Here is a 23,708-nt window from a genome sequence, read left to right on the forward strand (position 1 = left end):
ATCGACAACCGGCCGGGCGCCGACGGCATCATCGCCGCCAACGCCGTGCGCACGGCGGCGCCCGACGGCAGCACACTGCTGCTGGGCACCAACACCGCCATGGTCGCTGCGCCCACGCTGCGGCCGGTGCCGCCGTTCGACCCGTTCAAGGACTTCAGCCCGATCAGCAGCGCGGGCCAGTTCACCATGTTCCTGGTCACCAGCACCCATGTGCCGGCGCGCACCGCGCCCGAGTTCCTGGCCTGGGCCAAGGCCAATGCCAGCAGCCTCAACACCGCGTCGAGCAACAGCGCCTCCGAACTCGCGTTGCTGCAGCTGCTCGCCGGCGCGGGCGTGCGCGCCACCAACGCGCGCTTCAAGGGCGACACGCCGGCGCTGATCGATGTGATGGCCGGCCGCATCCAGGCGATCTTCACGACCGGCACTTCGGCGCCGGCGCTGGTGCGCGACGGCAAGGTGCGCGCGCTGCTGACGTTGCAGCCCGAGCGCAGCCCTCTGCTGCCCGAAGTGCCCACGGCTGTCGAGCTGGGCATACGCGATCTGAGCATACTGCCCTGGGCCGGCTTCTTCGGCCCGCCGGGCCTGCCGCCCGCCTTGGCGCAGGAGCTCAGCGCCGGCCTGCAGAAAGTGCTGGCCGACCCGGCCGTGAAGGCCCTCATGGTGCAGCAGGGCTTCGAAGGCTATGGCATGTCGCCGGAGAAATTCGCGGCATTCTTCAAGGCGCGCTACGACGGCTGGGTCGAGACCATCCGCAAGTACGACGTCAAGTTCGACTGAGGACCATGGCCATGCACACTCCCTTCTTTGCGGCGAATCGCCGCCGTGTACTGCAGACGGTGCTCGCGGGCGCGGGCGCCGGCCTGCTGGCGCGCGCCCACGCCCAGCCGGCGGCGTTTCCCACCAAGCCGATCACCATCATCGTGCCGGTCACCGCGGGCGGGCTGCTCGACGGCTTCGTGCGCGGCAGCGCACGGCTGGCCCAGCCCTATCTGCACGACCAGCCCATCATCATCGAGAACCGTCCCGGCGCGCAGCTGCTGCTGGGCGCCGATGCGATCGCCCGCGTGCCGCGCGGCGACGGCTACCTGCTCACGGTGTTCACGCAGATCATGCTGCGCGCGCCGCACATGCGTCAGGTGAACTACGACCCGATCAAGGACTTCACCTGGATCATCGAGCAGGTGGGCACGCCGTTCGCGGTCGCGGTGCGCACCGAGTCGCCCTACCGCACGCTGGCCGAACTGGTGGCGGACGCGAAGGCGCGGCCCGGCGCGGTGAGCTACGCCACGGTGGGCATGGGCAACGGCGGCCACTTGATGATGGAAGAGCTCGCGCGTCTGCAGGACGTGAAGGTCAACCCGATTCCGGTCAAGGGCAGCTCCGAAGCCATACGCGGCGTACTTGGCGGCCACTTCGACTGCCTGTGCGACGCCGCGAGCTGGGCGCCGCATGTTGCCAGCGGCAAGATGCGGCTGCTGGTGCAGTTCGGCGAGGAACGGCTCAAGAAATACCCCGACGTGCCCAGCGCGCGCGAGCTGGGGATTCCCCTGATCTACACCTCGCCCATAGGCCTGCTGGGCCCGAAAGCCATGGACCCGCAGGTGGTGAAGACGCTGCACGACGCCTTCCTCAAAGCCGCGGCCACGCCCGAATACCGCCAACTGCTGGACCAACTTGACCTGTTTCCGCTGTACCGCAACAGCGCCGATTTCGCCGCCCATGCGCGCGATGAATTCGCGCGCGAGCGCGAGATGGTGCAACGCCTGGGCCTGAGCAAGGCCTGAACCCCCAACGAAAAACTCCCATGTTTCCACAAGACAGAAGACAGCATCTGCGCAGCCTGGGCGCTTGCGCGCTCGCCGCGGCGGCCTGGCCCGCGCTGGCCGCCGGCGCCTTTCCCTCCAAGCCGGTGACGCTGATCGTGCCCAACGCACCCGGCGGCGCCATCGACCTGCTGGCGCGCCTGCTCGAGCGCCAGCTCAGCGAGCGCTGGAAGCAACCGGTGCTGGTGGTCTACAAGCCCGGCGCGGGCACGGTGCTGGGCACGGACTTCGTGGCCAAGTCGGCGCCCGACGGCTATACGCTGGGCCTGGTGGTCACTTCGCATGTGATCAATCCCGCGCTGCGCCCCAAGATGCCTTTCGACACGCTCAAGGATTTGACCGGCATCACCCAGCTGGCGAGCTCGCCCATCGCGATCTCGGCGCGGCCCGGACTGCCGGTGCAGAACCTGCAGCAGCTGATCGACTACGCGCGCCGCAATCCGGGCAAGCTGAGCTATGCCTCGCCCGGCAGCGGCAGCTCCATGCATCTGGCCGCCGAGCGGCTCAAGACGCTGGCCGGTATCGACATACTGCACACCCCCTACAAGGGCAGCGGCGGCGCCTACCAGGATGTGTTCGGCGAACGCGTCGATCTGATCTTCGACCCGTTGTTCTCGTCGCTGCCGCACATCAAGTCGGGGCGCATGAAAGCGCTGGCCGTGATCAGCGCCCAGCGCTCGCCGATAGCGCCCGAACTGCCGGCGGCGACGGAAACGCTGGCGGGCTTTGTAGTGGACAGCATCTTCGGCCTGGTGGCGCCCGCGGCCACGCCCGCGCCGGTGCTGCAGACCATTCACGCGGACGTGGTGCGCGTGCTGCGCACCGAGACCATGAAAGCGCGCATGGCCGAGGTCGGTTTGACGCCCGTCGGCAACTCAGCGGCCGAGTTCAATGCGTTCATCCGAGCAGACATGGCGCGCTGGGCGCAGGTGGTCAAGCAGGCGGGAGTGACCCTGGATTGAGCGGCTCACACCGCCTCTGACTGAATTTATTAAATATTTAATAAAACGGAGCAAACCACCCAGCACAGAGATGAACGGATGCCGCTGCGCGCTTTGCAGCGCCAATGGCCGTGGATTGAGGGCGTTGCCTTGTCTGTCCGCATCGGCTGCAGTATTTGCGTGGCACCATGGCGCTTTTTGGACTGCATCCGAAGGATCTCTATGCTGATCAATTGCGTGGCCTACGAAAAGGGATCCAAGCTCGCGGACATTTCCGTTGCCGATATCAGCGATTACATCGCCAAGCCTGGTTGCTTCGTATGGGTGGCCCTGGCCGACCCGACGCCGGCGGAGCTTGACGAGATGCGCGAGGAGTTCAACCTGCACGAACTCGCCGTCGAGGACGCGCGCCACGGCCACCAGCGACCCAAGATCGAGGAATACGGCCAGTCCATCTTCGCGGTGATGCACCTGCTGGAACCGGATACCGAGCGTCCCGGTCAGTTCAACCTGGGCGAGGTCGACGTGTTCACCGGCCCCAACTATGTTCTGTCGGTTCGCAACCGCAGCCGGCAAGGCTTTCTGGGCGTGCGCGATCGCTGCGAACGCGAGCCCGAGCTGCTCGAGCACGGCGCGGGCTTTGTGCTCTATGCGCTCATGGATGCGGTGGTGGACCGCTACTTTCCCATCATCGAGTCCCTGGAATCCGAACTCGAGGAAGTCGAACTGCAGATTTTCACCCAGCGCGCGGCGCGCGACAGCATCAAGCAGCTCTATGGCCTGAAGCAGCGCGTCATGGTGCTCAAGCATGCGGTGGCGCCGCTGCTGGAAGCCGTGAGCAAGCTGCACGGCGGACGCGTGCCGCAGATCTGCGCCGGATCGCAGGAGTACTTTCGCGACGTCGCCGACCACCTGGTGCGTATCAATGGGCTGATCGACGGCATGCGCGACACCATCGCCACGGCCATGCAGGTCAATCTGTCCATGGTCGCCATCGACGACAACGAAGTCACCAAGCGGCTCGCGGCCTGGGCCAGTATTTTTGCGATCTGCACGGCCTTCGTCGGCATCTGGGGAATGAACTTCGAGTACATGCCCGAGCTCAAGTGGCAGTACGGCTACCCCGCCGCACTTCTGCTGATGGGCGCCGTGTGCAGCTATGTCTACTACCGGTTCCGCCGGGCCGGCTGGCTCTAGACCCGGCTTCAAGGCGCTGCGGGTGGTGAATGCAGCCCTGGCATACGGCGCAAAACAAAATATGAAGTTATATTATGTCTTTTGACATATCGTTTAAGCCCAAGTCATGCCGCCATCGATCGACGCCTCGCCGGCCCTCACGCCCGAAACCCTGCGCGGCGCGGCCGGCCGTGCCGTAGGCGCGCTCAAGGTCCTGGCCAATGAAGACCGCCTGTTGCTGCTGTGCCAGCTGTCGCAGGCCGAGATGTGTGTCGGCGACATGGAGCAGGCGCTGGGCATTCGCCAGCCTACCCTGTCCCAGCAACTGGGCGTGCTGCGCAACGAGGGCGTGGTGAGCACACGGCGCGAAGGCAAGAGCATCTTCTACCGCGTGGCCGATCCCGCGATGCTCGAAATCCTCGCGCTTCTCTATCAGCTTTACTGTCCCAAGGAGAAATGATGTCTATCGATTGGAACCATTTCACGCCGGGGGCGGCGCTGGCCGGCGGGGCGCTCATCGGCCTGGCCGCCGGAATGTTCGCCCTGTTCAACGGACGCATCGCCGGCATCAGCGGGGTGCTCGGCGGCTTGCTGCGTTCGACGCCGGGAGACCGCGGCTGGCGGCTGGCCTTTCTTTGCGGCCTGGTCGCAGCACCGCTGGTCTATGCGCTGTTCTCGGCGCGTCCCACGCCGCAGATCGATGCCGGCTATGGGGCGCTGATTCTGGCAGGGCTGCTCGTGGGCATGGGCGCGCGCTACGGCGCCGGCTGCACCAGCGGCCACGGCGTATGCGGGCTGTCGCGGTTTTCGCTGCGCTCGCTGGCGGCCACACTCACTTTCATGGGCACAGGCTTTGTCACGGTGTTCGTGCTGCGCCACCTGCTGGGCATCTAGGGAGTACGCCATGCTGGCTTTTACGTCTCTGCTCGCCGGCCTGGTCTTTGGCCTGGGCCTGATCGTCTCGGGCATGGCCGATCCGGCCAAGGTGCTGGGTTTCCTCGACATTACAGGCCACTGGGACCCGTCGCTGGCCTTCGTCATGGGCGGTGCGATCGCCGTCGCCACAGCCGCGTTCGCGCTCGCCAGGCGGCGCACTTCGTCCCTGCTGGGCGCCCCCATGCGCCTGCCTGCCAAGCGCACGATTGACCGCCGCCTGCTCCTTGGCAGCGCGCTGTTCGGCATAGGCTGGGGCATTGCCGGGTTTTGCCCCGGACCGGCACTGGTTTCGCTGGGCATGGGACAGCTCAAGGGCCTGGTTTTTGTGCTCGCCATGTTGGCCGGAATGGGCGTTTTCGAGTTCTTCGAGCGGCGCAGCGACGGCTAGACGGTTCAATGGCCCGCCCGGCCTCTGCAAACAAATGCACGCCAGGTGCTTGACCTTGTAGCGAGTACAGAGTTTCCAATGGTCTCTGAAAGCGAGAAACCATGGCCAAACATCATCCAGATTCATTGCGCACCGCAGAAACCTGCGGCGCTGGCGCCACAGAGTCCAACGCCGTCGGTGCATCCGATGCCTGCTGCTCCAGCTCTGCCGCGGCCCACCCGCCAGCGCACAGCGCTCCCGCGTCGAGTTGCTGCGCGCCTGCGGCGCCCCGCAGCGAACCGGCGTCCTGCTGCGCGGCACCGGTACTGTCGAAGCCAGGCGCTGCAACGGGTGAGGCGGTCGCGCCCAACACCTTCCTCATTTCGACCATGGACTGCACCGTCGAAGAGTCGGAAATCCGCCAGGTGGTCGAGCCCATTCCCGGGATTCGCGGTCTGCACTTCCGGCTCAACCAGCGCACGCTGCGCATCGACGGCAGCGATGAGGCCGTCACTGCGGCGCTGTCCGCCATCCGCAAGGCGGGTTTTGCGCCAGAAGCCGTAAAGGCTTCGACCGGTACCGGCACGGCCGATGCTCCGGCCTACGGCAGCGGCTATGCACGCTACGGCGCGGCACTGGCTTTCGCACTGGTTGCAGAATGCATCTCCTACTTCGCCCCTGAAACCACGGTCTGGAAGGCCGCGGGCATGGTGGTCGCGGCGGCGGCCATCTGGCTGGCCGGGCTGGAGACCTATTCCAAGGGCTTGACCGCGCTGCGCCACGGCAAGCTCAACATCAACGCGCTGATGTCGGTGGCGGTGACAGGGGCCTTCATCATCGGCCAGTGGCCTGAAGCCGCGATGGTCATGGCCTTGTATGCGATTGCGGAACTGATAGAAGCGCGCGCCGTGGACCGCGCGCGCAATGCCATCAAGAGTCTGGTCGATCTCGCTCCCGACGATGCCGAAATCCAGCAGCCCGACGGCCGCTGGCTGCGCGTCCAGGCCGCCGAGGTGGCAATGCATGCGATCGCGCGCGTCAAGCCCGGCGAACGCGTGGCCTTCGACGGCGTGGTGACCAAGGGCCACAGCAGCATCAACCAGGCGCCCGTGACCGGCGAAAGCATTCCCGTCGACAAGGAGCCGGGCAGCCAGGTGTTTGCCGGAACCATCAACGAAAACGGCGAACTCGAGTTTCGCGTGACCGCCGCCGCGGCCAACTCCACCCTGGCGCGCATCATCCATGCCGTGGAACAGGCACAAGGCACGCGCGCGCCGACGCAGCGCTTCGTCGACCGCTTTGCCGCGATCTACACGCCCGCCGTCTTCGCCATGGCGCTGGCCGTGGCCGTGCTGCCGCCCTTGTTTCTCGGCTGGGAATGGCTGACCTCGATCTACAAGGCCCTGGTGCTGCTGGTGATCGCCTGCCCCTGCGCGCTGGTGATCTCCACGCCGGTGTCGGTGGTGAGCGGCCTGGCCGCGGCCGCGCGCCGCGGCATTTTGATCAAGGGCGGAACCAACCACGAGAATGCGCGCCTGCTCAAGGCCGTGGCCTTGGACAAGACCGGCACCCTGACGGAAGGCAAGCCCAAGCTGGTGGCTTTCCGGGCCTGGGGCCAGGCCGATGAAGCCCAGGTTCGGCGCTGGGCCAAGAGCCTGGCCGCGCGCTCCGACCACCCGGTATCGAAGTCGATTGCACTGGGCCTCGAAGGCCAAACCGCAGATGTCGATGGATTCACGGCATTGCTGGGGCGTGGCGTTGAAGCGTCGGTCGATGGCAGGACGCTGGTGCTGGGCAATCACCGCCTGATACGCGAGCGCAACCAGTCCGATGCACAGCTCGAAGCCGAGTTGATCGCCCATGAAGCCCAAGGCCGCACCGTGACGCTGCTCGCCGACGCCAGCGGCGTGCTCGCGCTGTTCGCGGTGGCAGACACGATCAAGCCCAGTTCGGTGGCCGCGGTCGCGCAGCTCAAGCGCCTGGGCGTGACGCCCGTCATGCTGACCGGCGACAACACGGCCACCGCCCAGGCCGTGGCCAGCGAGGCCGGCATCGCCGATGCGCGCGGCGGCCTGCTGCCGCAAGACAAGCTCACCGCCATCCAGGAGATGCGCGTGCGCTACGGCCCGACCGCGATGACCGGCGACGGCATCAACGACGCACCGGCCCTGGCCCAGGCAGACATCGGCTTCGCGATGGGCGGCGCCGGCACCGACACCGCGGTGGAAGCCGCCGATGTCGTGATCATGAACGACGACCTGGGCCGCATCGCCGAAACCATAGAGCTGAGCCGGCGCACGCATGCCATCCTGTGGCAGAACATCAGCCTGGCGCTCACCATCAAGGCGGCCTTCTTCATTCTCGCGGTCTTCGGCGGTGCAACCATGTGGATGGCGGTGTTCGCGGACATGGGGGCCAGCTTGCTGGTGGTCGGCAATGGGTTGCGGCTGTTGCGGCGCGCGTGATGCAAGGCGCGGCTGCCGGCACCGACAGCCGCGGTCTCAATCGTGCTATCTCGCTATGAATACCCAAAAAAGGGTAATTCCATACCTTTTTAGGGTACTTTGAATGATCGCCGTTAAAATCCCTCAATAGGGGCTCAAAGGCCCCAAATAGGGAACAACATGGGCTCCATTGATTTCATGATTTCTCATAGCCTGCAACGCGTCCTGGCGCCGTTCATGGCGCGCCCGGACGACGAGCTTGGCATGAGCGAACTGATCCAGGCCTCAGCAGCGGGCCGCGGCAATGTGCAACGTCTGGTGGACCGGCTGGTGGACGCCGGCTTGCTGACGGAAAGGCGAAAAGGTCGCTACCGTGGCCTGTCCATCAACAAGAGTTTCCCGTTCTACCCGGAACTGCGGAGCATTGCCCTGAAGTCCTTCGCCATCAAGGAGCCGATCACCCAGGCCTTGCTGCCGTATGCGCAGCAGATCGAGCAAGCCTTTATCTTCGGCTCCGTGGCCAACGGAACCGACCATGCCAGCAGCGACATCGACCTGATCCTTATCGGTACCCCATCCATGCTCGATGTCTCGATGGACCTGGCCGCACTCGAAGCGACGATAGGTCGCAAGATCAACTGCAACATTTACACGCGCCAGGAATGGGACAATCTGCGCACGACAGACCATGTGCTCAAGCAAATCGATGCGACCAACAAGATGGAGTTGAACCTATGGACAGGCCCAAGGAATACGACAACCTCATAAAGGCCGGTGCTTTCGCTGAGATCACGCCCGAGCCAGCGGCGGTGCAAGCGCGAATTGTGCGCGCCAAGGGCTACCTGGACTATGCGCAGTACGGTGCAGACAATCCGCAATTCAACCTCCAGCGGTACATGTCCTTGTACGATGGATTCTTTGAGCTGGTACAGGCGGTGTTGGAGCATTACGGCGTACGACAAAAGGACTCAGGCCGCAAACTGGCCATCCAACGAGTCACCGTGGACCTGGGTTTGAATCCCGTGATAGCCATCATCACCAAGGCACACGAGCGACGCAATGGCACATCCTACGAGTCACCGTTCCCGCCATTGTCAACGGCAGAAGTGTCCCTGATGCAAGACATTCTCAAGAAAGCACTCCCTGCTGCTGCGGCACTCACTGGCGTGAAGCTCTAAAAAGCAGCATCCGCACGCAAGGATTTCTTAGCCAGCCAAGTGCCCCCGAACTTCAGGCATTCAAAATGCGTCGCCCAACCGACCCGCCAGGGTGTCAAGGCGTTTGCAGTTTTCAACGCTCGCCCACAGCCGGCGCTTGCGCGCAGGCTGCGCCTGTCTGATAAGCAAATGCGTGAAATTCAGGGTGCAGACACGATCGCCGTCGCTGTCACAACCTAGACTTCGGAGCCGTGCTATAGGGATTTTCCCTTGGAGCCGCTGTTAAAAAGGAAATAATAGCGGCATACCATCAGATTCTGTCCCAATGAGTTCCCAGCCACACAGCAGTCCGTCGCCCCAGATCGCATCGATCGCCGCTCACTCCGCTCCCCTCCCCCCCGCCTCCCAGACCGTGCTCGACTGGCTTGCCTCACAGCAGCAGGCCATGACCGAGCTGCTCGCCCAGATCGTCAATATCGACAGCGGCAGCGGCCATGAAGCCGGCACGCGCGCCGTTGCGGCGGTGCTGCGCGCGCGGCTCGAATCGGCGGGAATTGCCGTGCAGACGCTGCCCGAACCTGGCTGGGGCGACTGCCTGCTGGCGCGCGTGCCCGGCAGCGACGCTGCGGCCGCGGGCCACCTGCAGCTCATGGGCCACATGGACACCGTGTTCCCGCTGGGCACGGCCGCCGAGCGCCCCTGGCGCGTCGAAGATGGCAAGGCCTATGGGCCTGGCGTGGCCGACATGAAGTCGGGCCTGGTGATGAACGTCTTCGTGGCCGAGGCGCTGGCCCGCTTCGGCGGCAACGCCAGCCCCGTGCACCTGCTGTTCACCTGCGACGAGGAAGTGGGCTCGCCCGCCTGCCGCCATGTGATACGCCAGCATGTGCAGGGCGCGCGCGCCGTGCTCAACGCCGAGCCCGGCCGCATCAGCGGCAACGTGGTCAACGAACGCAAGGGCTCGTACCGCATCGATTTCGAAGTCACGGGCGTGGCCGCGCATGCGGGCATCAACCCCGCGCAGGGCGCGAGCGCCATCGATGCGCTGGCGCGCAAGATCCTGGCGCTGCATGCGCTCAATGGCTGCGAGCCCGGCATCACCGTGAACGTCGGCTTCATCCAGGGCGGAATGGCGTCCAACGTGGTGGCGCCGCTTGCCACCGCGCACGCCGACCTGCGCTACTCGGCCGACAACGATGTGCAAGGCGTGCTGGCGCGCATCCAGGCCATCATCGAGGAAGAATCGCTGCCGCGCACCAGCGGCCGCATCCTCGAGTCGCGCGGCGCGCTGCCGATGGCGCGCACGCCCGACTACATACTCGAGTGCTACCAGCGCAGTGCCGCGCTGGTCGGCTTTGCGGTGCAGGCCGAAAGCACGGGCGGCGCGGCCGACAGCGGCATCACCTCCGACATGGGCATCCCCAGCCTGTGCGCTCTCGGTCCCGTGGGCGGCTACCCCCACAGCGAGCGCGAGTTCTGCGATCTCTCCACCTTCGTGCCCCGCGCCCAGGCGCTGGCACTGACTCTCATGGCGCTGCGTTAAGCCGCTGCACCTTTCCGTTTTTCCTTTGTCTCCGTGTTTTTGCCATGTCCCATTTTGATCTGACCTCCTCCGCCCCTTCGCGCCGCAGCGTGCTGACCACCGCCCTGGGCCTGGCTGGCGCCGCCGCCCTGCCCGCGCTTGCCGCCGACAAGTACCCGACCCGCGCGATCACGCTGGTCGTGCCCTTCCCGCCCGGAGGCTCGGTCGACATCATGGCGCGCCAGTACACCGAATCGCTGGGCCGCACCCTGGGCGTGCCCATCGTCGTGGAAAACAAGCCCGGCGCCGGCGGCTCCATCGGTGCCCAGTTCGTCGCGCGCGCCAAGCCCGATGGCTACACGCTGGTCGCTTCGTCGCAAAGCAGCCACCTGGCCAACCCGCTGGTCCAGCCCAACCTGGGCTATGACCCGGTCAAGGACTTCGAGAACATCGCCATCCTGGGCCGCCAGCCCAATGTGCTGGTCGTGCACCCCAGCCTGCCTGTGAAGACGCTGCCCGAACTGGTGGCCTACCTCAAGCAGCATCCCGGCCAGGTCAATTTCGGCTCCGCAGGCGCGGGCAGCATGGGCCAGCTCAATGCCGAAGCCCTGCTGCTGGCCACCAGCACCAAGGCCGTGCACGTGCCCTACCGCGGCGGCTCGCAATATGTGACGGCCGTGCTGGCCGGCGAAGTGCAGTTCGCGCTCGACAACCTGGTGATCTTTCTGCAGCACATCCAGGCCGGCAAGCTGCGCGCACTGGCCGTGGCCTCGTCGACCCGCGTGGCGCAACTGCCCGACGTGCCTACGCTGGCCGAACTCGGCTTCCCGGCACTGAACCAGTCGTCGTGGACCGGCATTGCCGCGCCCGCCGGCACGCCCGCGGCCATCGTCACCGCGCTGCACCAGGCGATCCGCAAGGCCGCGGTGGAACCCGCCATGGTCGAAAGCCTCAAGTCGCGTGGCGTGATTCCACCCGAAGAAATGACGCCCGCGGCTTTCGAGAAGATGATGGCCGAGCGTCTCGTCTCCTACGGTGACGTGGTGCGCAAGGCCGGCATCAAGCCCGAGTAAGCCAGCCTCGGCTGATCAGGCTGCGCAGGCGTTCGCGGCCGTGTCGCGCGCCTCGCTCAGCAGTCGGCGGCCTGGCGCGCGCAGCGTGACGCAGCGCCGGCCGTCGGCATCTGCCGCGCGCTGCACCAGCCCGGTCTTCTCCAGCGGCAGCAGACGCAGCAGCAGGTGCGAGGCGGGCGTTCGCAAGCTGCGCGCGAGCTCCGTTGGGGGCGCTGCGCCGCCTGCGGCATCGAGAACCGTCAACAGCACGAAGTCGGCCCACGACAGGCCGTGGTGCGTGCCCAGCTGGTTGTCGAGCACGAATACCTGGGCCGCATGCGCCAGGTGACGCTCCACGCAGGCTTGCAAGGCTTGCTTGCTCATGGCGCCAACCCCTCGAGTTCGCGGTAGACCTGCTCCAACGCGCGCAGCTCGCTCGCGCAGTCGAAATCTGCATCCTTGCGTTCCTTCACGAGCTCCAGCACCTCGAAGCCCAGGCCGTCCATGCCGCTGCGGTTCCACGCGGCTTGCAGCACGCGGTCCGCGTACTTGCCCATGCGCAGTTCAAAGCGCGCGCGATTGAGCGCCGCGTGCACATTGCGGCTCGCGCCCAGCAGCCGGTGACCGCTGGCGCGGTCGCGTATGGCGTAGATGCCCATGGGTGGAAACGCATCGCGCGCCTGGCGCGCGACCAAGCGCCGCGCCGTGCGCGACGCCTGATTCATAGAGGACTCCATCTGTTTTCTCCTGGTTGCGGTGGTAGAGGCCGGGCCGGGCATGTCGTTGTTGGCGCTGCCATTCGATTTCTGCTGAATCGCAGGCGTGCGCATGCCCGCAGCGCCGCGACCCGCAGCCGCGCGCTGTTGAAAAGAAAGGGAAAAGGCGGCCCGACTTAGGCGGGTGCAGGTTCGGCGAGCTGCAACACGTAGGCCTGCACGTCTTGCGGCCATGCGGCCATCTGCGCCATCAGTCGCTCACGATCGCCGGCAAACAGCGCCCGCGATGCTTCCTCGAAACCGGCGAGATGGCCGGCCAGCGTCGACATGGCGTGGTAGGCGCGGTCGTGTGCCTGGCGTGTCTGTTCGCGATCGCCGCCGTTGCGCCGCGCTTCGTGCACCAGCTTGCGCAAGGCCACGGAGGCACCACCGGGTTGCGCCGCGAGCCAGTCCCAGTGCTCGGGCAGCAAAGTCACTTCGCGCGCCACCACACCGAGCTTGGGGCGCCCCCGGCCCTTGGGCGCTGGGGTCGGCTCCACCACGGTGTAGCGTGCCGCGACGACCTCCTCGCCGCCACGCAGATCCAGATCGGCAGACTTGCCGCTGGCGTTGCTGAAGACCAGCGGATACGCATCGGCTTGCGCCTGCTGTGCGCGCAGCACGGCCACCGCAACTTCATGCAAGGGGCCGCAGGCAAGGCGGCGGCCCTGCAGGAAAGCGGTGTAGATAAGTGGGGTGGCTTGGTCCATGCTGAAAATTTTACCCGGGTTAAATTGTCCGGTCAATAACACCCGGGTAAATTTCATGATGGCGCGGAGAACTGCGTCACGAAGTGCGCGCCAGCGCAGCATTTCAAGCGAGGGCAGTAATAGCCTCAAGCGTTGCCGCCGGCACCTCGATGCCCGCTGCCGCATCGGCCTTGGCCAGCAGGTCGAAGCGCCGCTGGCCGGGCAGGCGCACGCCTTCGTCGACCAGCATCTCCGCGATCAGCGCTTCGATGCGCTGCGCATAGACCGCCGTGCCGCCCAGAGCGCCGGGATCGATCACGATAAACGCCTGGCCCAGACGGGGTTGGTTGCCTTCATCTTCGAAGAAGGTATCGGCTTCGGCGCCGAAATGGGCGCCGGTCAGCGTGGTGACCAGCAACTCCACCATCAACGCCAGCATCGCGCCCTTGACGCCGCCCATGGGCAGCATCGAGCCTTCCATGCCTTTTTGGGGATCGGTGGTCGGCTGACCTTCGGCGTCCAGCGCCCAGCCCAGCGGAATGCTTTCGCCTTTCTTGGCTGCGACCATGAGTTTGCCGCGTGCGACTTCGGACAGCGACAGGTCGATGCTGATCGGCTGGGCGCCGCTGCGCGCAAAGATCGCGGCGATGGGATTGGTGCCGAAGATGGGCCGCTTGCCGCCCGCGGCCGGCATGGCGGCCGGCGAATTGCTGCAGGCAATGCCCACCATGCCGGCCGCGGCCACGGCGTCGAGGTGGTAGGAAGACATGCCGGAGTGGTGGCTGTTGGTGATGGCCGCAATGGCGATGCCGGTGGCGCGCGCGCGCTCGATGGCCTCGGCGATTGCCAGTCGGCAGGCGGGAAACGCAAAGCCGTTGGCGGCGTCGATCAGCACCGCGCTGGCACGCTGGTTGGCAATGAACGGCACGGCGTTGCCGATGACGCGACCGGCCTTCAGATGGGCCACGTACATCGGCACGCGCGACAGCCCGTGCGAGGGCAGACCGCTGGCTTCGGCGGCGACGAGCGCCCGCGCCGTGGGTTCGCTTTGCGCCGGGGAAGCTCCGGCTTTTTGCAAAACGCTGTTGATCAGGGCCGTCAGGGCCGCGCTGGTATGGAGCATGGGTCAGTCTTTCAAGGTGCGGGCCACGGCCGCGGCGATCAGGGTGGAAACGCGCACATTCGATTCCGCGGTCACGCCGGCCACGTGCGGGGTCAGGATGGTGTTGGGACAGCCCTGCCAGGCGTTGGGCGCGGTCAGCGGTTCGGGCTCGAACACGTCGAAGGCCGCGCCGCCCAGCCTGCCCTCCTTCAGCGCGGCGGCGACCGCGGCTTCATCGACGATGCCGCCGCGCGAAGTGTTGATGACGATGGCGCCGGGCTTCATCTGCGCGATGCGCGCCGCCGAGAGCATGCTGGCCGTGCCGGGTGTCAGCGGCACATGCAGGCTGACCACATCGGCGCAGGCCAGCAGTGCGTCGAATGCCAGCGGAGTGACGCCGTACTGCCGCCACGCCGGATGGTCTGCGGCCACCATAGGGTCGTGCGCGACCACGCGCATGCCCAGCGCTTGCGCCAGTCCGGCCGCGAGCCGGCCTATGCCGCCGAAGCCGACCAGACCGAGACATGTGCCGGCCGTCTCACGGCCGCTGGACAGCGCCGCGCGCGGCCACTGCCCGGCGGCGACCGCGGCGCTGGACAGATAAACGCCGCGCAGCAGCAGCATCGCCGTACCGATGACGTACTCGGCCACGGCCAGCGCGTTGGCGCCTGTGGCCGGAATCACCGCCATGCCGCGCGCCTCGCAGGCCGCCACATCGATGTTGTCCAGCCCCACGCCCAGGCGTCCTATGACCCGCGCCTTCCTGCACGCGGCCAGCAGTTCGCCGCGCACCTGCGTGCGGTTGCGCACGATCACGGCGTCGGCATCCGCCACGGCCTGGTGCAGGCGCGCGGCGTCATCGACGAGTCCCGGGTCATAGACCACGTCGAAGTCGCTGCGCAGCGCATCGACGGCGGTCTGGTCCATGAATTCGGTGATGACGATTTTTTGAAGTGACATGGTGGTGTTCCGTACAAGGACATGGCAGCGAGATCAGCCGGTCTGGATGTTGCGTGCTTTGACGATTTCGCGCCATCGGGCCACATCCTTCTTGATGAGCTCGCCGAATTCCGCCGGCCCCAGCCCGGTCGAGGTGAAGCCCATGGCGCCTACGCGCTCCGATATTTCCTTGGAGGTGACAGCCTTGATGGCTTCGGCGGACACGCGATCGATCACCGCTTTGGGCGTGCCGGCCGGCATCATCAGGCCGGTCCAGTTCTCCAGCTCCACGCCGGGCAGGCCCGCTTCGGCAAACGTGGGAACGTCGGGCAGCAAGGGGTGGCGCCTGGCCGAAGTCACGGCCAGCGCGCGCAGCTTGCCGGCCTTTACATAGGTCGACGACTCGGGCAGGTTGGAGACGATGAAGTCGAGCTGCGAGCCCAGCAGATCATTGAGCGAGGGCGCGCCGCCCTTGTAGGGAATATGCGAGACCTCGATCTTGGCGTTGAGCGCGAACAGCTCCATGCCCAGGTGCGGCGGCGTGCCATTGCCGCTGGAGCCGCAGTTCAGCCGCTTGGCCTGGGCCTGCACCAGCAGGTCGGCGACGCTTCTTGCAGGATTGCTTTCGTTGACGACCAGCACCAGCGGGCTGGTAGCGAGGTGCGCGACCGGTGCGAGGCTCTTCTCGAGGCTGTAGGGCAGATTGGCAAACAGCGACTGGTTCACCGCATGCGCCAGCGTGATCGCCAGCCAGGTGTAGCCGTCGGGGCTGGACTTGGCCGCGAGGTCTGCACCCAGGTTGGCGCTGGCGCCGGCGCGGTTGTCGACCAGTACCGACTGCTTGATGGCCATGCCCGTGCTCTGGGCGATCAGCCGCGCCATCACATCGGTGAGCCCGCCCGGCGGAAACGGCACGATGTAGCGTATCGGCTTGGACGGATAGCCGTCCTGGGCCGCGGCCAGGGAGGGGACGAGCGACACGGCGCTGGCCGATGCGATCGCGTGAAGGGCATTACGTCTCGTAAGCCGATTGCACCATGTGGTCATCCGGAACTCCTCTTCGATTCTTGGCGTGGGAATGCGTTGCCGTGCATGCCGCACGGCAGGAGGGAAAGCCGCGCCGGGTGGCGCAGGCAGGCACGAGCAACCGGCGGCGTTCTCGCGCGCCGCCCAGCCGCGTGCGTTCAGGCGCTTTCGAACAGCCGCGTCATCACGAACTCGCGGTGGCCCAGGGCTTCGGCCGAAGTGAAGCGGCCGTTGATGGTCTGCAGCATCATCTCCAGCAGCAGGTCGCCCGCGGCGTCCATGGTCTGCTCCTTTTGCAGCAGGCCGGAGCAATCCACGTCGATGTGTTCGCTCATCAGGCGCACGGTGCGCGGGTTGGCGCAGATCTTGATGACCGGCACGATCGCATTGCCGATCACATTGCCCTGGCCCGTGGGGAAGAAGTGCACCGCGAAACCGGAGGCCGCGCACAGCGTCACCATCTCGGCCGCGGCCGAAGACGAGTCCATGAACCACAGGCCGGGCTTGTCGGGCGTTTCGGCCTTGTCCAGCACGCCGTCGACCATGCACTTCTTGCCTATCTTCTGGATGTTGCCCAGCGCCTTCTCCTCGATGGTCGTCAGCCCGCCCGCGATGTTGCCCTTGGTCGGCTGCGAATCCGACAGATCGGTGGTCGCATGGCGCTTGATCATGTCCTGGTAGCCGTCGAACATCTTCATGAAATCGGCGCGCACCTGGTCGGTGCGGCAGCGCGCGGCGACCAGATGTTCGCCGCCCGTGAGTTCCGACGTTTCGCCGAAGACCAGCGTCGTGCCCAGGCCATACAGCTTGTCGAACGCATTGCCCACGGTGGGGTTGGCGCCGCAGCCGGATGTGGTGTCGGACTCGCCGCATTTGGTCGAGATCCACAGATCGGAGATCGGGCATTCGACGCGGTGCAGCGTGGTCGCATGCTGCACCATTTTCTTCGCGGCCTGCGAGGCCCGCATGATGGTTTCATGGTCGCCATGGCCCTCGATGCCGAAGCCGATCACCGGCTTGCCGGTGGCGGCAATGCCGTCGACCACGGTCTTGGTCCAGCTGTCCTCGATGCCTATCACCACCACCGCTGCGACGTTAGGATTGGAGCCCGCGCCTATGAGGGTGCGAAAGTGCAGTTCCAGGTCGGCGCCGAACTGCAATCGGCCGTAGGGATGGGGAATGGCCATCGTGCCCTTGACGGCATGCGCCACGGCTTCGGCCGCCGCATTGGACAGGTCGTCCAGCGGCAGGATGATGACGTGGTTGCGTACGCCGACGCGGCCGTTCTCACGGCGATAGCCCCAGAAAGTCGTGGATTGATCGATGATGGACATGAAGTAGAGCCTTTTGATGGACGGGTTGCTGGGCGCAGGTGCGGGCGCTTGGCTTACCAGCGCTTGGTCTTGATGTTGTGCACGTGGGCGTGGTCGCCGGTGGCGATGCGGGCCACGACCTTGCCGATGTCCGTGCCGTACTTCATCACCGTATCCCCCACCTCCATGTTGCGCACTGCCACCTTGTGGCCGATGGGGATGGCGGCGTTCGCCTGAATGGTGATCGTGCGATCGTCATCCAGGATGAGCGCATTCATGTCTTGCCCGGCGGTGATGCCTTCGACGACGACGACAGCAACGCTGTCCTTTTCTTCATGCAGTACGCAGTGGATCAAGAGATTTCTCCTTGGTTTCGCTGGGGCTGTGGGCTGGCCTGGCGACTCGCGTCAGCGAATCTGAATCGCCTGAAAAGAAATATAAGTCATATGTATGACTTTGAATTCAGGGTTTTCCCAGTCGGGAAAAACGCGGCGTTTTCAGCGCGCACAGCGGCGGCTGTCGGCCCTGCGTTGGGGGACAGCAAGAGAAGGATGTGCTTTGTCAGGCCCCGGATTGCAAGGGCGTTGAACGCTTCAGTGGAGGGCCGCGCGCCTCAGTTGTGCGCGGATCGGGACACGTAGTCCACCTGGCTGGAATTGACGATGGAGATGCGCCATTCGCAGGGCCGGTTCTCCACAGTGAACGCCACGCGCTCGATGCGCAGCACCGAGGCGCCGGGCGCAATGCCCAGCAGTTCGGCGCTGCGCGCATCGGCATCTTCGGCGCGCAGGCGTTCGTCCGCGCAGGCAATGGTCACGCCGAACCGGCGTTGGTAGAGTTCATAGATCGTGCCCGCACGCTCGGTCAGGCACTTCTGCGTCAGGCCCTCGAACAGTTTCGCGTCGATGGAGATGCGGTCGTGCACCGTGGCCCGGCTCTGCAACGACAGCACGTTTTCCAGCCGGAACACCGCGTCGCCGACCTGCAGGCCCAGCACCTTGGCTTCTTGCGCAGTCGCCGCGGCTTCACTGAATGCCACCAGTTCGACCTTGGGATACTCGAAATTGCCGTCGCGATCGGCCAGTTTGAAGAACTGGAACAGGAAGCGTTCCTCGTCGAGACTGCGCACGAAAGTGCCGCGCCCATGCTGGCGCACCAGAATGTTCTCGGCCACCAGTTCCTCGACCGCCCGGCGCAGCGTGCCGACCGACACGCCGAAGCGCTTGGCCAGCAGCGTTTCGTTGGGAAACTTCACGCCCGGCTGAAGCACTCCGGAGGCGATCTCGGAAATCAGAATGCTTTTGACCTTGCGGTAGGCGATACCGGGCTGGGCGCTGATGGATGCGGCTGGCAATTGGGTCATGCGGTCATCATGCCTTGGGTGGACTGGGAGCGTGGGGCACGGTGGCTTGGGGCGATTTTAAGGTCTGTTTTCTGGCCTTCCTGCGGCCAGGCCTCCCAGCTCGAACGGGCTGGGCTCTTGATAAGCGTGGCGCAACAGCGCTCTGCGCGAGAGCTGTGCTGAATGGCCGAGGCGGTGTCGTTTGGCCTGCGGCACATCCAGTGAGGGGCGCGCAGCGAATGTGGCCGGTCACGGGTATTGCCCAGTGAAAAGAAGCGTCCATCCAGCTACGATGGGTTGCATCGGCTTCATTCTGAAAGGTTCAGTCATGACGCAGTGGTACAGCAAAGTTCTGGGGGGCGGAGTGGCGGCACGCATCCCATCGCAGAAAATCCATCTCTCTTATCTCTCGCATGCAATCGCGCACGGGCAAGAAAGCGGCGCTGCCGTCTTTTGCCGAATGGATCTGCACGACAACATCGTCACGGCCTACTTCACGCCCGAGGCTGCAAACCTTGCGGCCCAGTTTGGCGCCGTGCCTTGCGCAAAGCCAGAGCGCGTCGGTCGCTTGAGCCTGTTGGCCGGCAGCTCAGGGGACTGGAGCAAGCATTTTCCCGAGTGAACCGTTCACCCAGCGCATCGCGTGGTGCAGGATGAGCGGGCCATACGGGAAACTTGCAAGATAAATGGTCCAGCGCTTTCCATCTGGAATGTGCCGCTGGCGCCGCCAGCCGGCGAGGCGCGCCGCACGCGCCGTGGCGACGACCACAGGCGTGACATTGGCTGCCTGGGACCTGCGGCGGATGCCCATCGCAAGAAGTTTCTCTGACCGCGCTTTCATCCATCCAGCATCTGCAAGTTCTGCTCGGGTACCCAGCCTTGCCTGTCCTCTTCGGGCGAAGAACACCATATCCAGCCGTTGAGCTTTCTGCCGGCCTTGACGGTTTCTCCCACCGCCACATCCATCTCCAGGGCGGTGTAATCCATGGTCGCAACGCCCAGCCCATCGTGCTGCAGCGAGATCACTTGCCTGGGAACCCATCCGGGCTCTTGCCCAAATGCGCTGCATAAAAACCAGTCGGCCCATGATTCAGGCCCGTCATACCTTTCGCCCACCAAAAAAGTGTCGCCGGCTTTCAATCGAATAGGGTGGGGAAACTCACTCCGGTGAGACCTGATAACGACGTACCGCATAGAAATCTCTGACACCTTTCAATGTTGATTGGAGCGCGCAGATGCACAACTCGCGCGGCAGTGGACTCTGACAGGTGATCGTTGCACCAAATGCGGACCTAAGCGCCAGCCGAAACTGTCATTCCGTACAGTATACTGAGGCAGCATCCTTGACCAAAGATGCCCCCATCACTCCATAGCCTGCCCCGGGCGCCGCGCCCGGCACCCGACTCCAAGTTTCCGTGACCGAACTCAAGGGCTTCATCCTCACCCGCCATTGGCGGGATGCGCCGGCTGGCACGGAAATCGAGTTCTGGCTGGCGACGCAGGCCGGGCCGAAGAAGGTGGTGCTCACCGCTCAGACCTCGGTCGCTTTTGTACAGGCACGGCACAGGGATGCGGTGGAGGCGCAGCGCGGGGCTTTTCCGCGCATGCAGCTGCGCCCGCTGGAACTGCGCACCTTTCATCAGGAACCGGTGATCGGTGTCTACGCGACGCATTTTCGCCAACTGCGCAAACTGGCGCGCGCTCTGGAGCCCCAGGAGATTGCGCTGCTGGAGGCCGATGTGCGCCCGCATGACCGCTACTTGATGGAGCGCTTCATTACGGCAGGGGTGCTCATCGAGGGCGGCCGTGCCGAAGGCGCAAGAATCTTCGACTGCAGGCTCAAGCCCGTGTCCGACTATCGGCCGGTGCTGAAAGTCGTGTCGCTGGACATAGAGACCAGCCAGCACGAAGCCTTGTACTCCGTCGCCTTGGACGGCATGGCCGAGCGCGTGGTGTTCATGCTGGGCGAGCCGCCGTCCGAGGTGGGTGAGGCACTGGATTTCACGCTCGTCTACTGCGTGACACGCAAGGCGATGATCGAGCAGCTCAACGCCTGGTTCGAACGCAACGACCCCGATGTCATTCTTGGCTGGAACGTGATCCAGTTCGACCTGCGCGTGCTGCAAAAGACGGCGGATGAATGCGGGGTGAAGCTGCTGCTGGGCCGGGAGCGCCAGCCCATCCAGTGGCGTACCCATCCCGGCAAGCAAGGCTACCTGTTTGCGCCCACACCGGGGCGGCTGATCATCGACGGCATCGATGCACTGAAGGCCGCGGTGTGGAGCTTTTCTTCCTTCAGCTTGGAGAATGTCTCTCAGACACTGCTGGGCGAAGGCAAGGCCATAGGCGATGCCTACGACAAGATGGCCGAAATCGAGCGCCGGTATCAGCAGGACAAACCTGCGCTGGCCGTCTACAACATCCGCGACTGCGCGCTGGTGCTGCGCATCTTCGACAAAGCCAAGCTGCTGCAGTTCGTCATGGAGCGCGCCCAGACCACCGGCCTGCAAGCAGACCATTTCGGCGGCTCCATCGCCGCCTTCAGCCACCATTACCTGCCGCGCATGCACCGCCAAGGCTATGTCGCGCCCAATGTGGGCGAGATTGAAACCAAGGCATTTCCTGGCGGCTATGTCATGGACTCCAAGCCCGGGTTCTACGACTCGGTCGTGGTGCTTGACTACAAGAGCCTGTACCCCTCCATCATCCGCACCTTCCTGGTCGACCCCGTGGGTTTGGCGCAAGGCATGCACCTGGCCGATGCGACGCTGGGCATTCGCGGGCCCCAGGGGACCGTGTTTTCGCGCGACAAGCACTGCCTGCCCGAAATCGTGACCACGCTTTCCACGGCGCGCGACGAAGCCAAGCGGGTGAAAAACGAACCCTTGTCCCAGGCCTTGAAGCTGCTGATGAACTCGTTTGCCGGCGTGCTGGGCGCGACCGAATGCCGGTTCTTCAACCCCAAGCTGGTCTCGGCGGTGACCTTGCGCGGGCACGAGATGATGAAGCTCACCCGGAGCTTCGTGGAAGACAAGGGGTATGAAGCCATTTACGGCGACACCGACTCGATTTTCATCTGGCTCAAGCGCTCCCACACTAATGACGAAGCGCATGCCGTGGCGGCGCAGCTGGTAGGCGACATCAACGCCTGGTGGACGCGCACGCTGGGCGCTGAGCAGGGGCTGGAGAACTTCCTGGAAATCGAGTTCGACACCCACTACAAGAAGTTCTTCATGCCGACCATCCGCGGTTCGGACATCGGCAGCAAAAAGCGCTACGCGGGTCTGAGCCTCGATGCCAGCGGCAAGGAGGAAATGGTCTACCGTGGCCTGGAGATGGCGCGCAGCGACTGGACGCCGCTGGCGCGCCAGTTCCAGGAGGGACTGCTCACACGCATTTTCCGCAACGAGCCGCACCGGGCATTCGTTGCCGACTATGCGCAGGCGACGCTGGCCGGCGAAAAGGATGACCTGCTGATCTACCGCAAGCGGCTGCGCCATCGCCTGGACGCCTACGAAGTCAATGTGCCGCCGCAAGTGCGCGCCGCGCGCATTGCCGACATCCACAACACCGCCGTGGGGCGCCCGCAGCAATACCAGAACGGCGGCTGGATCGAATATGTCATGACCCTGAGCGGTCCGCAGCCGCTGGAAGCGCGCCAGAGCGGCATCGACTATGAGCACTATCTGTCCAAGCAACTCCAGCCGATCGCAGATGCCATTCTTTTTCCGTTCGGCGAGAGCTTTACGGCCTTGACCACTTCCCAGCAAGACCTGTTTTAGGAGGTCGGCCGGCCGGGACAGGCGCCACGCGTCTGGCCCAGCCGGCCGGCGCCGCTTGCTTTGCCCTCACACCGGCAGCAGTGGCGCCGCGAAATCGCGCGCGACCTGGCGGTTGCGCAGGGCCAGCTCCCGGATCGCCTGCGGTATGGGCGCGACCAGCTCCGTGCGGGCGACCGCGCTCCAGAACTCGTCGGCCGCACGTGCCGCGAGCTGCCATACCGTCGGCACAGCACCTATGGTGCCGACCTTGGGCTCGATGGGCACGAGCTCCGGGTCGACGCCGCCGCCGATCGAGGCATAGCGCATAGGGAGAATGTCGTAGGCCGGCGCGATGCCCTGGTATTCGCCGTCCTCGCCGATCAGCATGGAGATGTTCTCGAAGTGCCTGTCGGTGTTGCCTATGAGTTCGCTGAACGCGGCCATCACGCCCACATGTTCTGCGTCCTGTCGCGTAAGGTAGCCCGCGGTGACGCAGCGCGCGGCGAACTCCGGCCAGGTGTCACGCATTCCAAAGAACTCGTCGTCGACGGCGCCGGCCGAGAGCATTCCCACCCGCCCTTTCTCGCCCACGCGGTCAAAGCGAACGACCTCCAGGAAGACAAACTCCTCGGACAGGAAGAGTTGGGTCCTGGCCGCGGGCACGCCGACGTCAGCGAGCGACTTCAGCGCCAGGTGCTCCAGAGGGAGCAGTTCGGCCATGCGGCTGCCCAGGCGCGCGAACTTGACGATGACATGGCCCGTGTCCTGGCCGATCCAGAGGAACTTGGGCTGCTCGCCGCCGGCGCTCGATCCGTAAGAAGCGGTTTTGAGCTGCTGCGCGATGCTGGAGTAGCAGTCGAGCTTGTCCTTGGCCTCCGACGCCGGGTAACGCAGGAGGTCCATTTCGTGCTGCAGCGGGACGTCTCCGAAGACAAGATTGCCCGGCAGATTGACGCCCTGGGTGAAGAGAAAGGCGATGCGGTGATCGTCGTTCCAATCCTTGAGGCTGGTCGGAAACGCATGCTCGCGCGCGGCGGCATGGGCGAGCTGGCGCCCGAGGAAGCCCGACGGCGCGGCAAACGACATGTAAGGCGGCAGGCCTTCGTAGACGCGGGCCACACCCGCATCGGTACGCTCCAGCGTGCCGCCACCGACGAGAAACTCGACTTCGGCGAATGGAACGATGTTGCCCGCAGACAAGAAGCGGTAAATACGCTGGCGCGGGCTCAGGCCCAGAGGCAGAGTGCGCAGCAGGGCGTAGTGCGGCGTGCGCTGGCCAGGCACACGAAACATGGTGATCGTCTCGGATAGATCATGAATAGTTCGTGAGATTGTTGGCTGGCTTACTCCCAGCTCTTTCATG

25 protein-coding genes and 1 pseudogene are annotated in these 23,708 nt (G+C 65.1%); 14 read left to right on the top strand and 12 right to left on the bottom strand.

All coding sequences use genetic code 11. From position 1 onward, the window contains the following. From KHY18_RS18375 to KHY18_RS18430, 12 genes are all read left to right on the top strand, one after another. The coding region (locus KHY18_RS18375) for a tripartite tricarboxylate transporter substrate binding protein (protein ID WP_213303141.1) at positions 1-777 on the top strand (777 nt) is incomplete at its 5' end. A gap of 11 nt (positions 778-788) precedes the next feature. Then, a complete protein-coding gene (locus KHY18_RS18380) occupies positions 789-1,784 on the top strand; it encodes a tripartite tricarboxylate transporter substrate binding protein (protein WP_213303143.1) in 996 nt (331 codons plus the stop codon). A gap of 20 nt (positions 1,785-1,804) precedes the next feature. Continuing rightward, on the top strand, positions 1,805-2,785 hold the full coding sequence (locus KHY18_RS18385; RefSeq protein ID WP_213303145.1) for a tripartite tricarboxylate transporter substrate binding protein: 981 nt from the start codon (positions 1,805-1,807) through the stop codon (positions 2,783-2,785). A 201-nt stretch (positions 2,786-2,986) separates the two neighbouring features. Then, positions 2,987-3,961 carry a magnesium/cobalt transporter CorA gene (gene corA, locus KHY18_RS18390; RefSeq protein ID WP_213303147.1) on the top strand — a complete coding sequence of 325 codons (975 nt, stop codon included), beginning with the start codon at positions 2,987-2,989 and terminating at the stop codon, positions 3,959-3,961. A gap of 106 nt (positions 3,962-4,067) precedes the next feature. Continuing rightward, positions 4,068-4,400, top strand: a complete 333-nt coding sequence (locus KHY18_RS18395) for an ArsR/SmtB family transcription factor (RefSeq protein WP_213303149.1) — start codon at positions 4,068-4,070, stop codon at positions 4,398-4,400. Beyond that, entirely contained in the window at positions 4,400-4,834 is a 435-nt protein-coding gene (locus KHY18_RS18400) for a YeeE/YedE family protein (RefSeq protein WP_213303152.1), read from the top strand. The genes KHY18_RS18395 and KHY18_RS18400 overlap by 1 nt, the downstream gene beginning before the upstream one ends. 10 nt (positions 4,835-4,844) lie before the next feature. Next, positions 4,845-5,264, top strand: coding sequence for a DUF6691 family protein (locus tag KHY18_RS18405; protein WP_213303155.1), 420 nt, complete (start codon positions 4,845-4,847; stop codon positions 5,262-5,264). A gap of 368 nt (positions 5,265-5,632) precedes the next feature. Next, on the top strand, positions 5,633-7,708 hold the full coding sequence (locus tag KHY18_RS18410) for a heavy metal translocating P-type ATPase (protein ID WP_249729220.1): 2,076 nt from the start codon (positions 5,633-5,635) through the stop codon (positions 7,706-7,708). Positions 7,709-7,867: 159 nt separating this feature from the next. Beyond that, complete coding sequence (locus KHY18_RS18415; RefSeq protein ID WP_213303161.1) at positions 7,868-8,455, top strand: nucleotidyltransferase domain-containing protein; 588 nt, start codon at positions 7,868-7,870, stop codon at positions 8,453-8,455. Continuing rightward, positions 8,422-8,865 carry a hypothetical protein gene (locus tag KHY18_RS18420; RefSeq protein WP_213303164.1) on the top strand — a complete coding sequence of 148 codons (444 nt, stop codon included), beginning with the start codon at positions 8,422-8,424 and terminating at the stop codon, positions 8,863-8,865. Before KHY18_RS18415 ends, KHY18_RS18420 begins: the two co-directional genes overlap by 34 nt. A gap of 304 nt (positions 8,866-9,169) precedes the next feature. Then, positions 9,170-10,387 (top strand): M20 family metallopeptidase, encoded by a 1,218-nt coding sequence (locus KHY18_RS18425; RefSeq protein ID WP_213303167.1) that lies wholly within the window; start codon positions 9,170-9,172, stop codon positions 10,385-10,387. 44 nt (positions 10,388-10,431) lie between these two features. Then, positions 10,432-11,439 carry a tripartite tricarboxylate transporter substrate binding protein BugE gene (locus KHY18_RS18430; protein WP_213303170.1) on the top strand — a complete coding sequence of 336 codons (1,008 nt, stop codon included), beginning with the start codon at positions 10,432-10,434 and terminating at the stop codon, positions 11,437-11,439. Between the two features lie 15 nt (positions 11,440-11,454). Here KHY18_RS18430 and KHY18_RS18435 read toward each other — a convergent pair whose 3' ends face one another. The 9 genes from KHY18_RS18435 to KHY18_RS18475 all read right to left on the bottom strand — a co-directional run bounded on the left by KHY18_RS18435 (position 11,455) and on the right by KHY18_RS18475 (position 18,605). After that, positions 11,455-11,802 carry a helix-turn-helix domain-containing protein gene (locus KHY18_RS18435; protein WP_213303173.1) on the bottom strand — a complete coding sequence of 116 codons (348 nt, stop codon included), beginning with the start codon at positions 11,800-11,802 and terminating at the stop codon, positions 11,455-11,457. After that, positions 11,799-12,155: a GIY-YIG nuclease family protein gene (locus KHY18_RS18440; RefSeq protein ID WP_213303176.1), complete on the bottom strand. Its 357-nt coding sequence runs from the start codon at positions 12,153-12,155 to the stop codon at positions 11,799-11,801. Before KHY18_RS18440 ends, KHY18_RS18435 begins: the two co-directional genes overlap by 4 nt. Positions 12,156-12,310: 155 nt before the next feature. After that, entirely contained in the window at positions 12,311-12,883 is a 573-nt protein-coding gene (locus KHY18_RS18445) for a DUF2239 family protein (RefSeq protein WP_213303179.1), read from the bottom strand. A gap of 103 nt (positions 12,884-12,986) precedes the next feature. After that, positions 12,987-13,985 carry an Ldh family oxidoreductase gene (locus tag KHY18_RS18450; RefSeq protein WP_213303182.1) on the bottom strand — a complete coding sequence of 333 codons (999 nt, stop codon included), beginning with the start codon at positions 13,983-13,985 and terminating at the stop codon, positions 12,987-12,989. Positions 13,986-13,988: 3 nt separating this feature from the next. Further along, a complete protein-coding gene (locus KHY18_RS18455; RefSeq protein ID WP_213303185.1) occupies positions 13,989-14,924 on the bottom strand; it encodes a hydroxyacid dehydrogenase in 936 nt (311 codons plus the stop codon). Between the two features lie 33 nt (positions 14,925-14,957). Next, positions 14,958-15,884 carry a Bug family tripartite tricarboxylate transporter substrate binding protein gene (locus KHY18_RS18460; RefSeq protein ID WP_349630315.1) on the bottom strand — a complete coding sequence of 309 codons (927 nt, stop codon included), beginning with the start codon at positions 15,882-15,884 and terminating at the stop codon, positions 14,958-14,960. A 203-nt stretch (positions 15,885-16,087) separates the two neighbouring features. Then, positions 16,088-17,263 (bottom strand): UxaA family hydrolase, encoded by a 1,176-nt coding sequence (locus KHY18_RS18465; RefSeq protein ID WP_213303191.1) that lies wholly within the window; start codon positions 17,261-17,263, stop codon positions 16,088-16,090. Between the two features lie 53 nt (positions 17,264-17,316). Then, complete coding sequence (locus tag KHY18_RS18470) at positions 17,317-17,598, bottom strand: UxaA family hydrolase (protein ID WP_213303194.1); 282 nt, start codon at positions 17,596-17,598, stop codon at positions 17,317-17,319. Positions 17,599-17,855: 257 nt separating this feature from the next. Next, positions 17,856-18,605 (bottom strand): GntR family transcriptional regulator, encoded by a 750-nt coding sequence (locus KHY18_RS18475; RefSeq protein WP_213303197.1) that lies wholly within the window; start codon positions 18,603-18,605, stop codon positions 17,856-17,858. Between the two features lie 307 nt (positions 18,606-18,912). On the opposite strand from KHY18_RS18475, the gene KHY18_RS18480 reads away from it, so the two are divergent. Continuing rightward, positions 18,913-19,206, top strand: coding sequence for a hypothetical protein (locus KHY18_RS18480; protein ID WP_213303201.1), 294 nt, complete (start codon positions 18,913-18,915; stop codon positions 19,204-19,206). A gap of 215 nt (positions 19,207-19,421) precedes the next feature. Here the strand turns inward: KHY18_RS18480 and KHY18_RS27155 are convergent, their stop codons facing one another. Both KHY18_RS27155 and KHY18_RS27160 read right to left on the bottom strand, forming a co-directional pair. After that, positions 19,422-19,571 carry an SH3 domain-containing protein gene (locus KHY18_RS27155; RefSeq protein WP_249729224.1) on the bottom strand — a complete coding sequence of 50 codons (150 nt, stop codon included), beginning with the start codon at positions 19,569-19,571 and terminating at the stop codon, positions 19,422-19,424. A 39-nt stretch (positions 19,572-19,610) separates the two neighbouring features. Next, positions 19,611-19,778, bottom strand: a pseudogene (locus KHY18_RS27160) (SH3 domain-containing protein); the annotation flags it as partial. Positions 19,779-19,999: 221 nt separating this feature from the next. Between KHY18_RS27160 and KHY18_RS18490 the strand changes: the two are divergent. Further along, positions 20,000-22,366, top strand: coding sequence for a DNA polymerase II (locus tag KHY18_RS18490; protein WP_213303207.1), 2,367 nt, complete (start codon positions 20,000-20,002; stop codon positions 22,364-22,366). A gap of 66 nt (positions 22,367-22,432) precedes the next feature. Here the strand turns inward: KHY18_RS18490 and KHY18_RS18495 are convergent, their stop codons facing one another. Beyond that, on the bottom strand, positions 22,433-23,638 hold the full coding sequence (locus KHY18_RS18495; RefSeq protein WP_213303251.1) for a HipA domain-containing protein: 1,206 nt from the start codon (positions 23,636-23,638) through the stop codon (positions 22,433-22,435). Positions 23,639-23,708 lie beyond the last annotated feature (70 nt).

This window comes from Acidovorax sp. CCYZU-2555 (assembly GCF_018413525.1).
Taxonomy (GTDB): Bacteria; Pseudomonadota; Gammaproteobacteria; order Burkholderiales; family Burkholderiaceae_C; genus Comamonas.

Excerpts from the sequence above, each read along its gene's own strand:
- KHY18_RS27155 (WP_249729224.1), bottom strand. The coding sequence starts at position 19,571 with ATGGATTACACCGCCCTGGAGATGGATGTGGCGGTGGGAGAAACCGTC.
- KHY18_RS18430 (WP_213303170.1), top strand. The coding sequence starts at position 10,432 with ATGTCCCATTTTGATCTGACCTCCTCCGCCCCTTCGCGCCGCAGCGTG.
- KHY18_RS18415 (WP_213303161.1), top strand. The coding sequence starts at position 7,868 with ATGGGCTCCATTGATTTCATGATTTCTCATAGCCTGCAACGCGTCCTG.
- corA (WP_213303147.1), top strand. The coding sequence starts at position 2,987 with ATGCTGATCAATTGCGTGGCCTACGAAAAGGGATCCAAGCTCGCGGAC.
- KHY18_RS18420 (WP_213303164.1), top strand. The coding sequence starts at position 8,422 with ATGGACAGGCCCAAGGAATACGACAACCTCATAAAGGCCGGTGCTTTC.
- KHY18_RS18465 (WP_213303191.1), bottom strand. The coding sequence starts at position 17,263 with ATGTCCATCATCGATCAATCCACGACTTTCTGGGGCTATCGCCGTGAG.
- KHY18_RS18480 (WP_213303201.1), top strand. The coding sequence starts at position 18,913 with ATGACGCAGTGGTACAGCAAAGTTCTGGGGGGCGGAGTGGCGGCACGC.
- KHY18_RS18400 (WP_213303152.1), top strand. The coding sequence starts at position 4,400 with ATGTCTATCGATTGGAACCATTTCACGCCGGGGGCGGCGCTGGCCGGC.
- KHY18_RS18410 (WP_249729220.1), top strand. The coding sequence starts at position 5,633 with ATGGACTGCACCGTCGAAGAGTCGGAAATCCGCCAGGTGGTCGAGCCC.
- KHY18_RS18495 (WP_213303251.1), bottom strand. The coding sequence starts at position 23,638 with ATGTTTCGTGTGCCTGGCCAGCGCACGCCGCACTACGCCCTGCTGCGC.
- KHY18_RS18435 (WP_213303173.1), bottom strand. The coding sequence starts at position 11,802 with ATGAGCAAGCAAGCCTTGCAAGCCTGCGTGGAGCGTCACCTGGCGCAT.
- KHY18_RS18475 (WP_213303197.1), bottom strand. The coding sequence starts at position 18,605 with ATGACCCAATTGCCAGCCGCATCCATCAGCGCCCAGCCCGGTATCGCC.
- KHY18_RS18425 (WP_213303167.1), top strand. The coding sequence starts at position 9,170 with ATGAGTTCCCAGCCACACAGCAGTCCGTCGCCCCAGATCGCATCGATC.
- KHY18_RS18380 (WP_213303143.1), top strand. The coding sequence starts at position 789 with ATGCACACTCCCTTCTTTGCGGCGAATCGCCGCCGTGTACTGCAGACG.
- KHY18_RS18385 (WP_213303145.1), top strand. The coding sequence starts at position 1,805 with ATGTTTCCACAAGACAGAAGACAGCATCTGCGCAGCCTGGGCGCTTGC.
- KHY18_RS18450 (WP_213303182.1), bottom strand. The coding sequence starts at position 13,985 with ATGCTCCATACCAGCGCGGCCCTGACGGCCCTGATCAACAGCGTTTTG.
- KHY18_RS18405 (WP_213303155.1), top strand. The coding sequence starts at position 4,845 with ATGCTGGCTTTTACGTCTCTGCTCGCCGGCCTGGTCTTTGGCCTGGGC.
- KHY18_RS18455 (WP_213303185.1), bottom strand. The coding sequence starts at position 14,924 with ATGTCACTTCAAAAAATCGTCATCACCGAATTCATGGACCAGACCGCC.
- KHY18_RS18395 (WP_213303149.1), top strand. The coding sequence starts at position 4,068 with ATGCCGCCATCGATCGACGCCTCGCCGGCCCTCACGCCCGAAACCCTG.
- KHY18_RS18445 (WP_213303179.1), bottom strand. The coding sequence starts at position 12,883 with ATGGACCAAGCCACCCCACTTATCTACACCGCTTTCCTGCAGGGCCGC.
- KHY18_RS18440 (WP_213303176.1), bottom strand. The coding sequence starts at position 12,155 with ATGGAGTCCTCTATGAATCAGGCGTCGCGCACGGCGCGGCGCTTGGTC.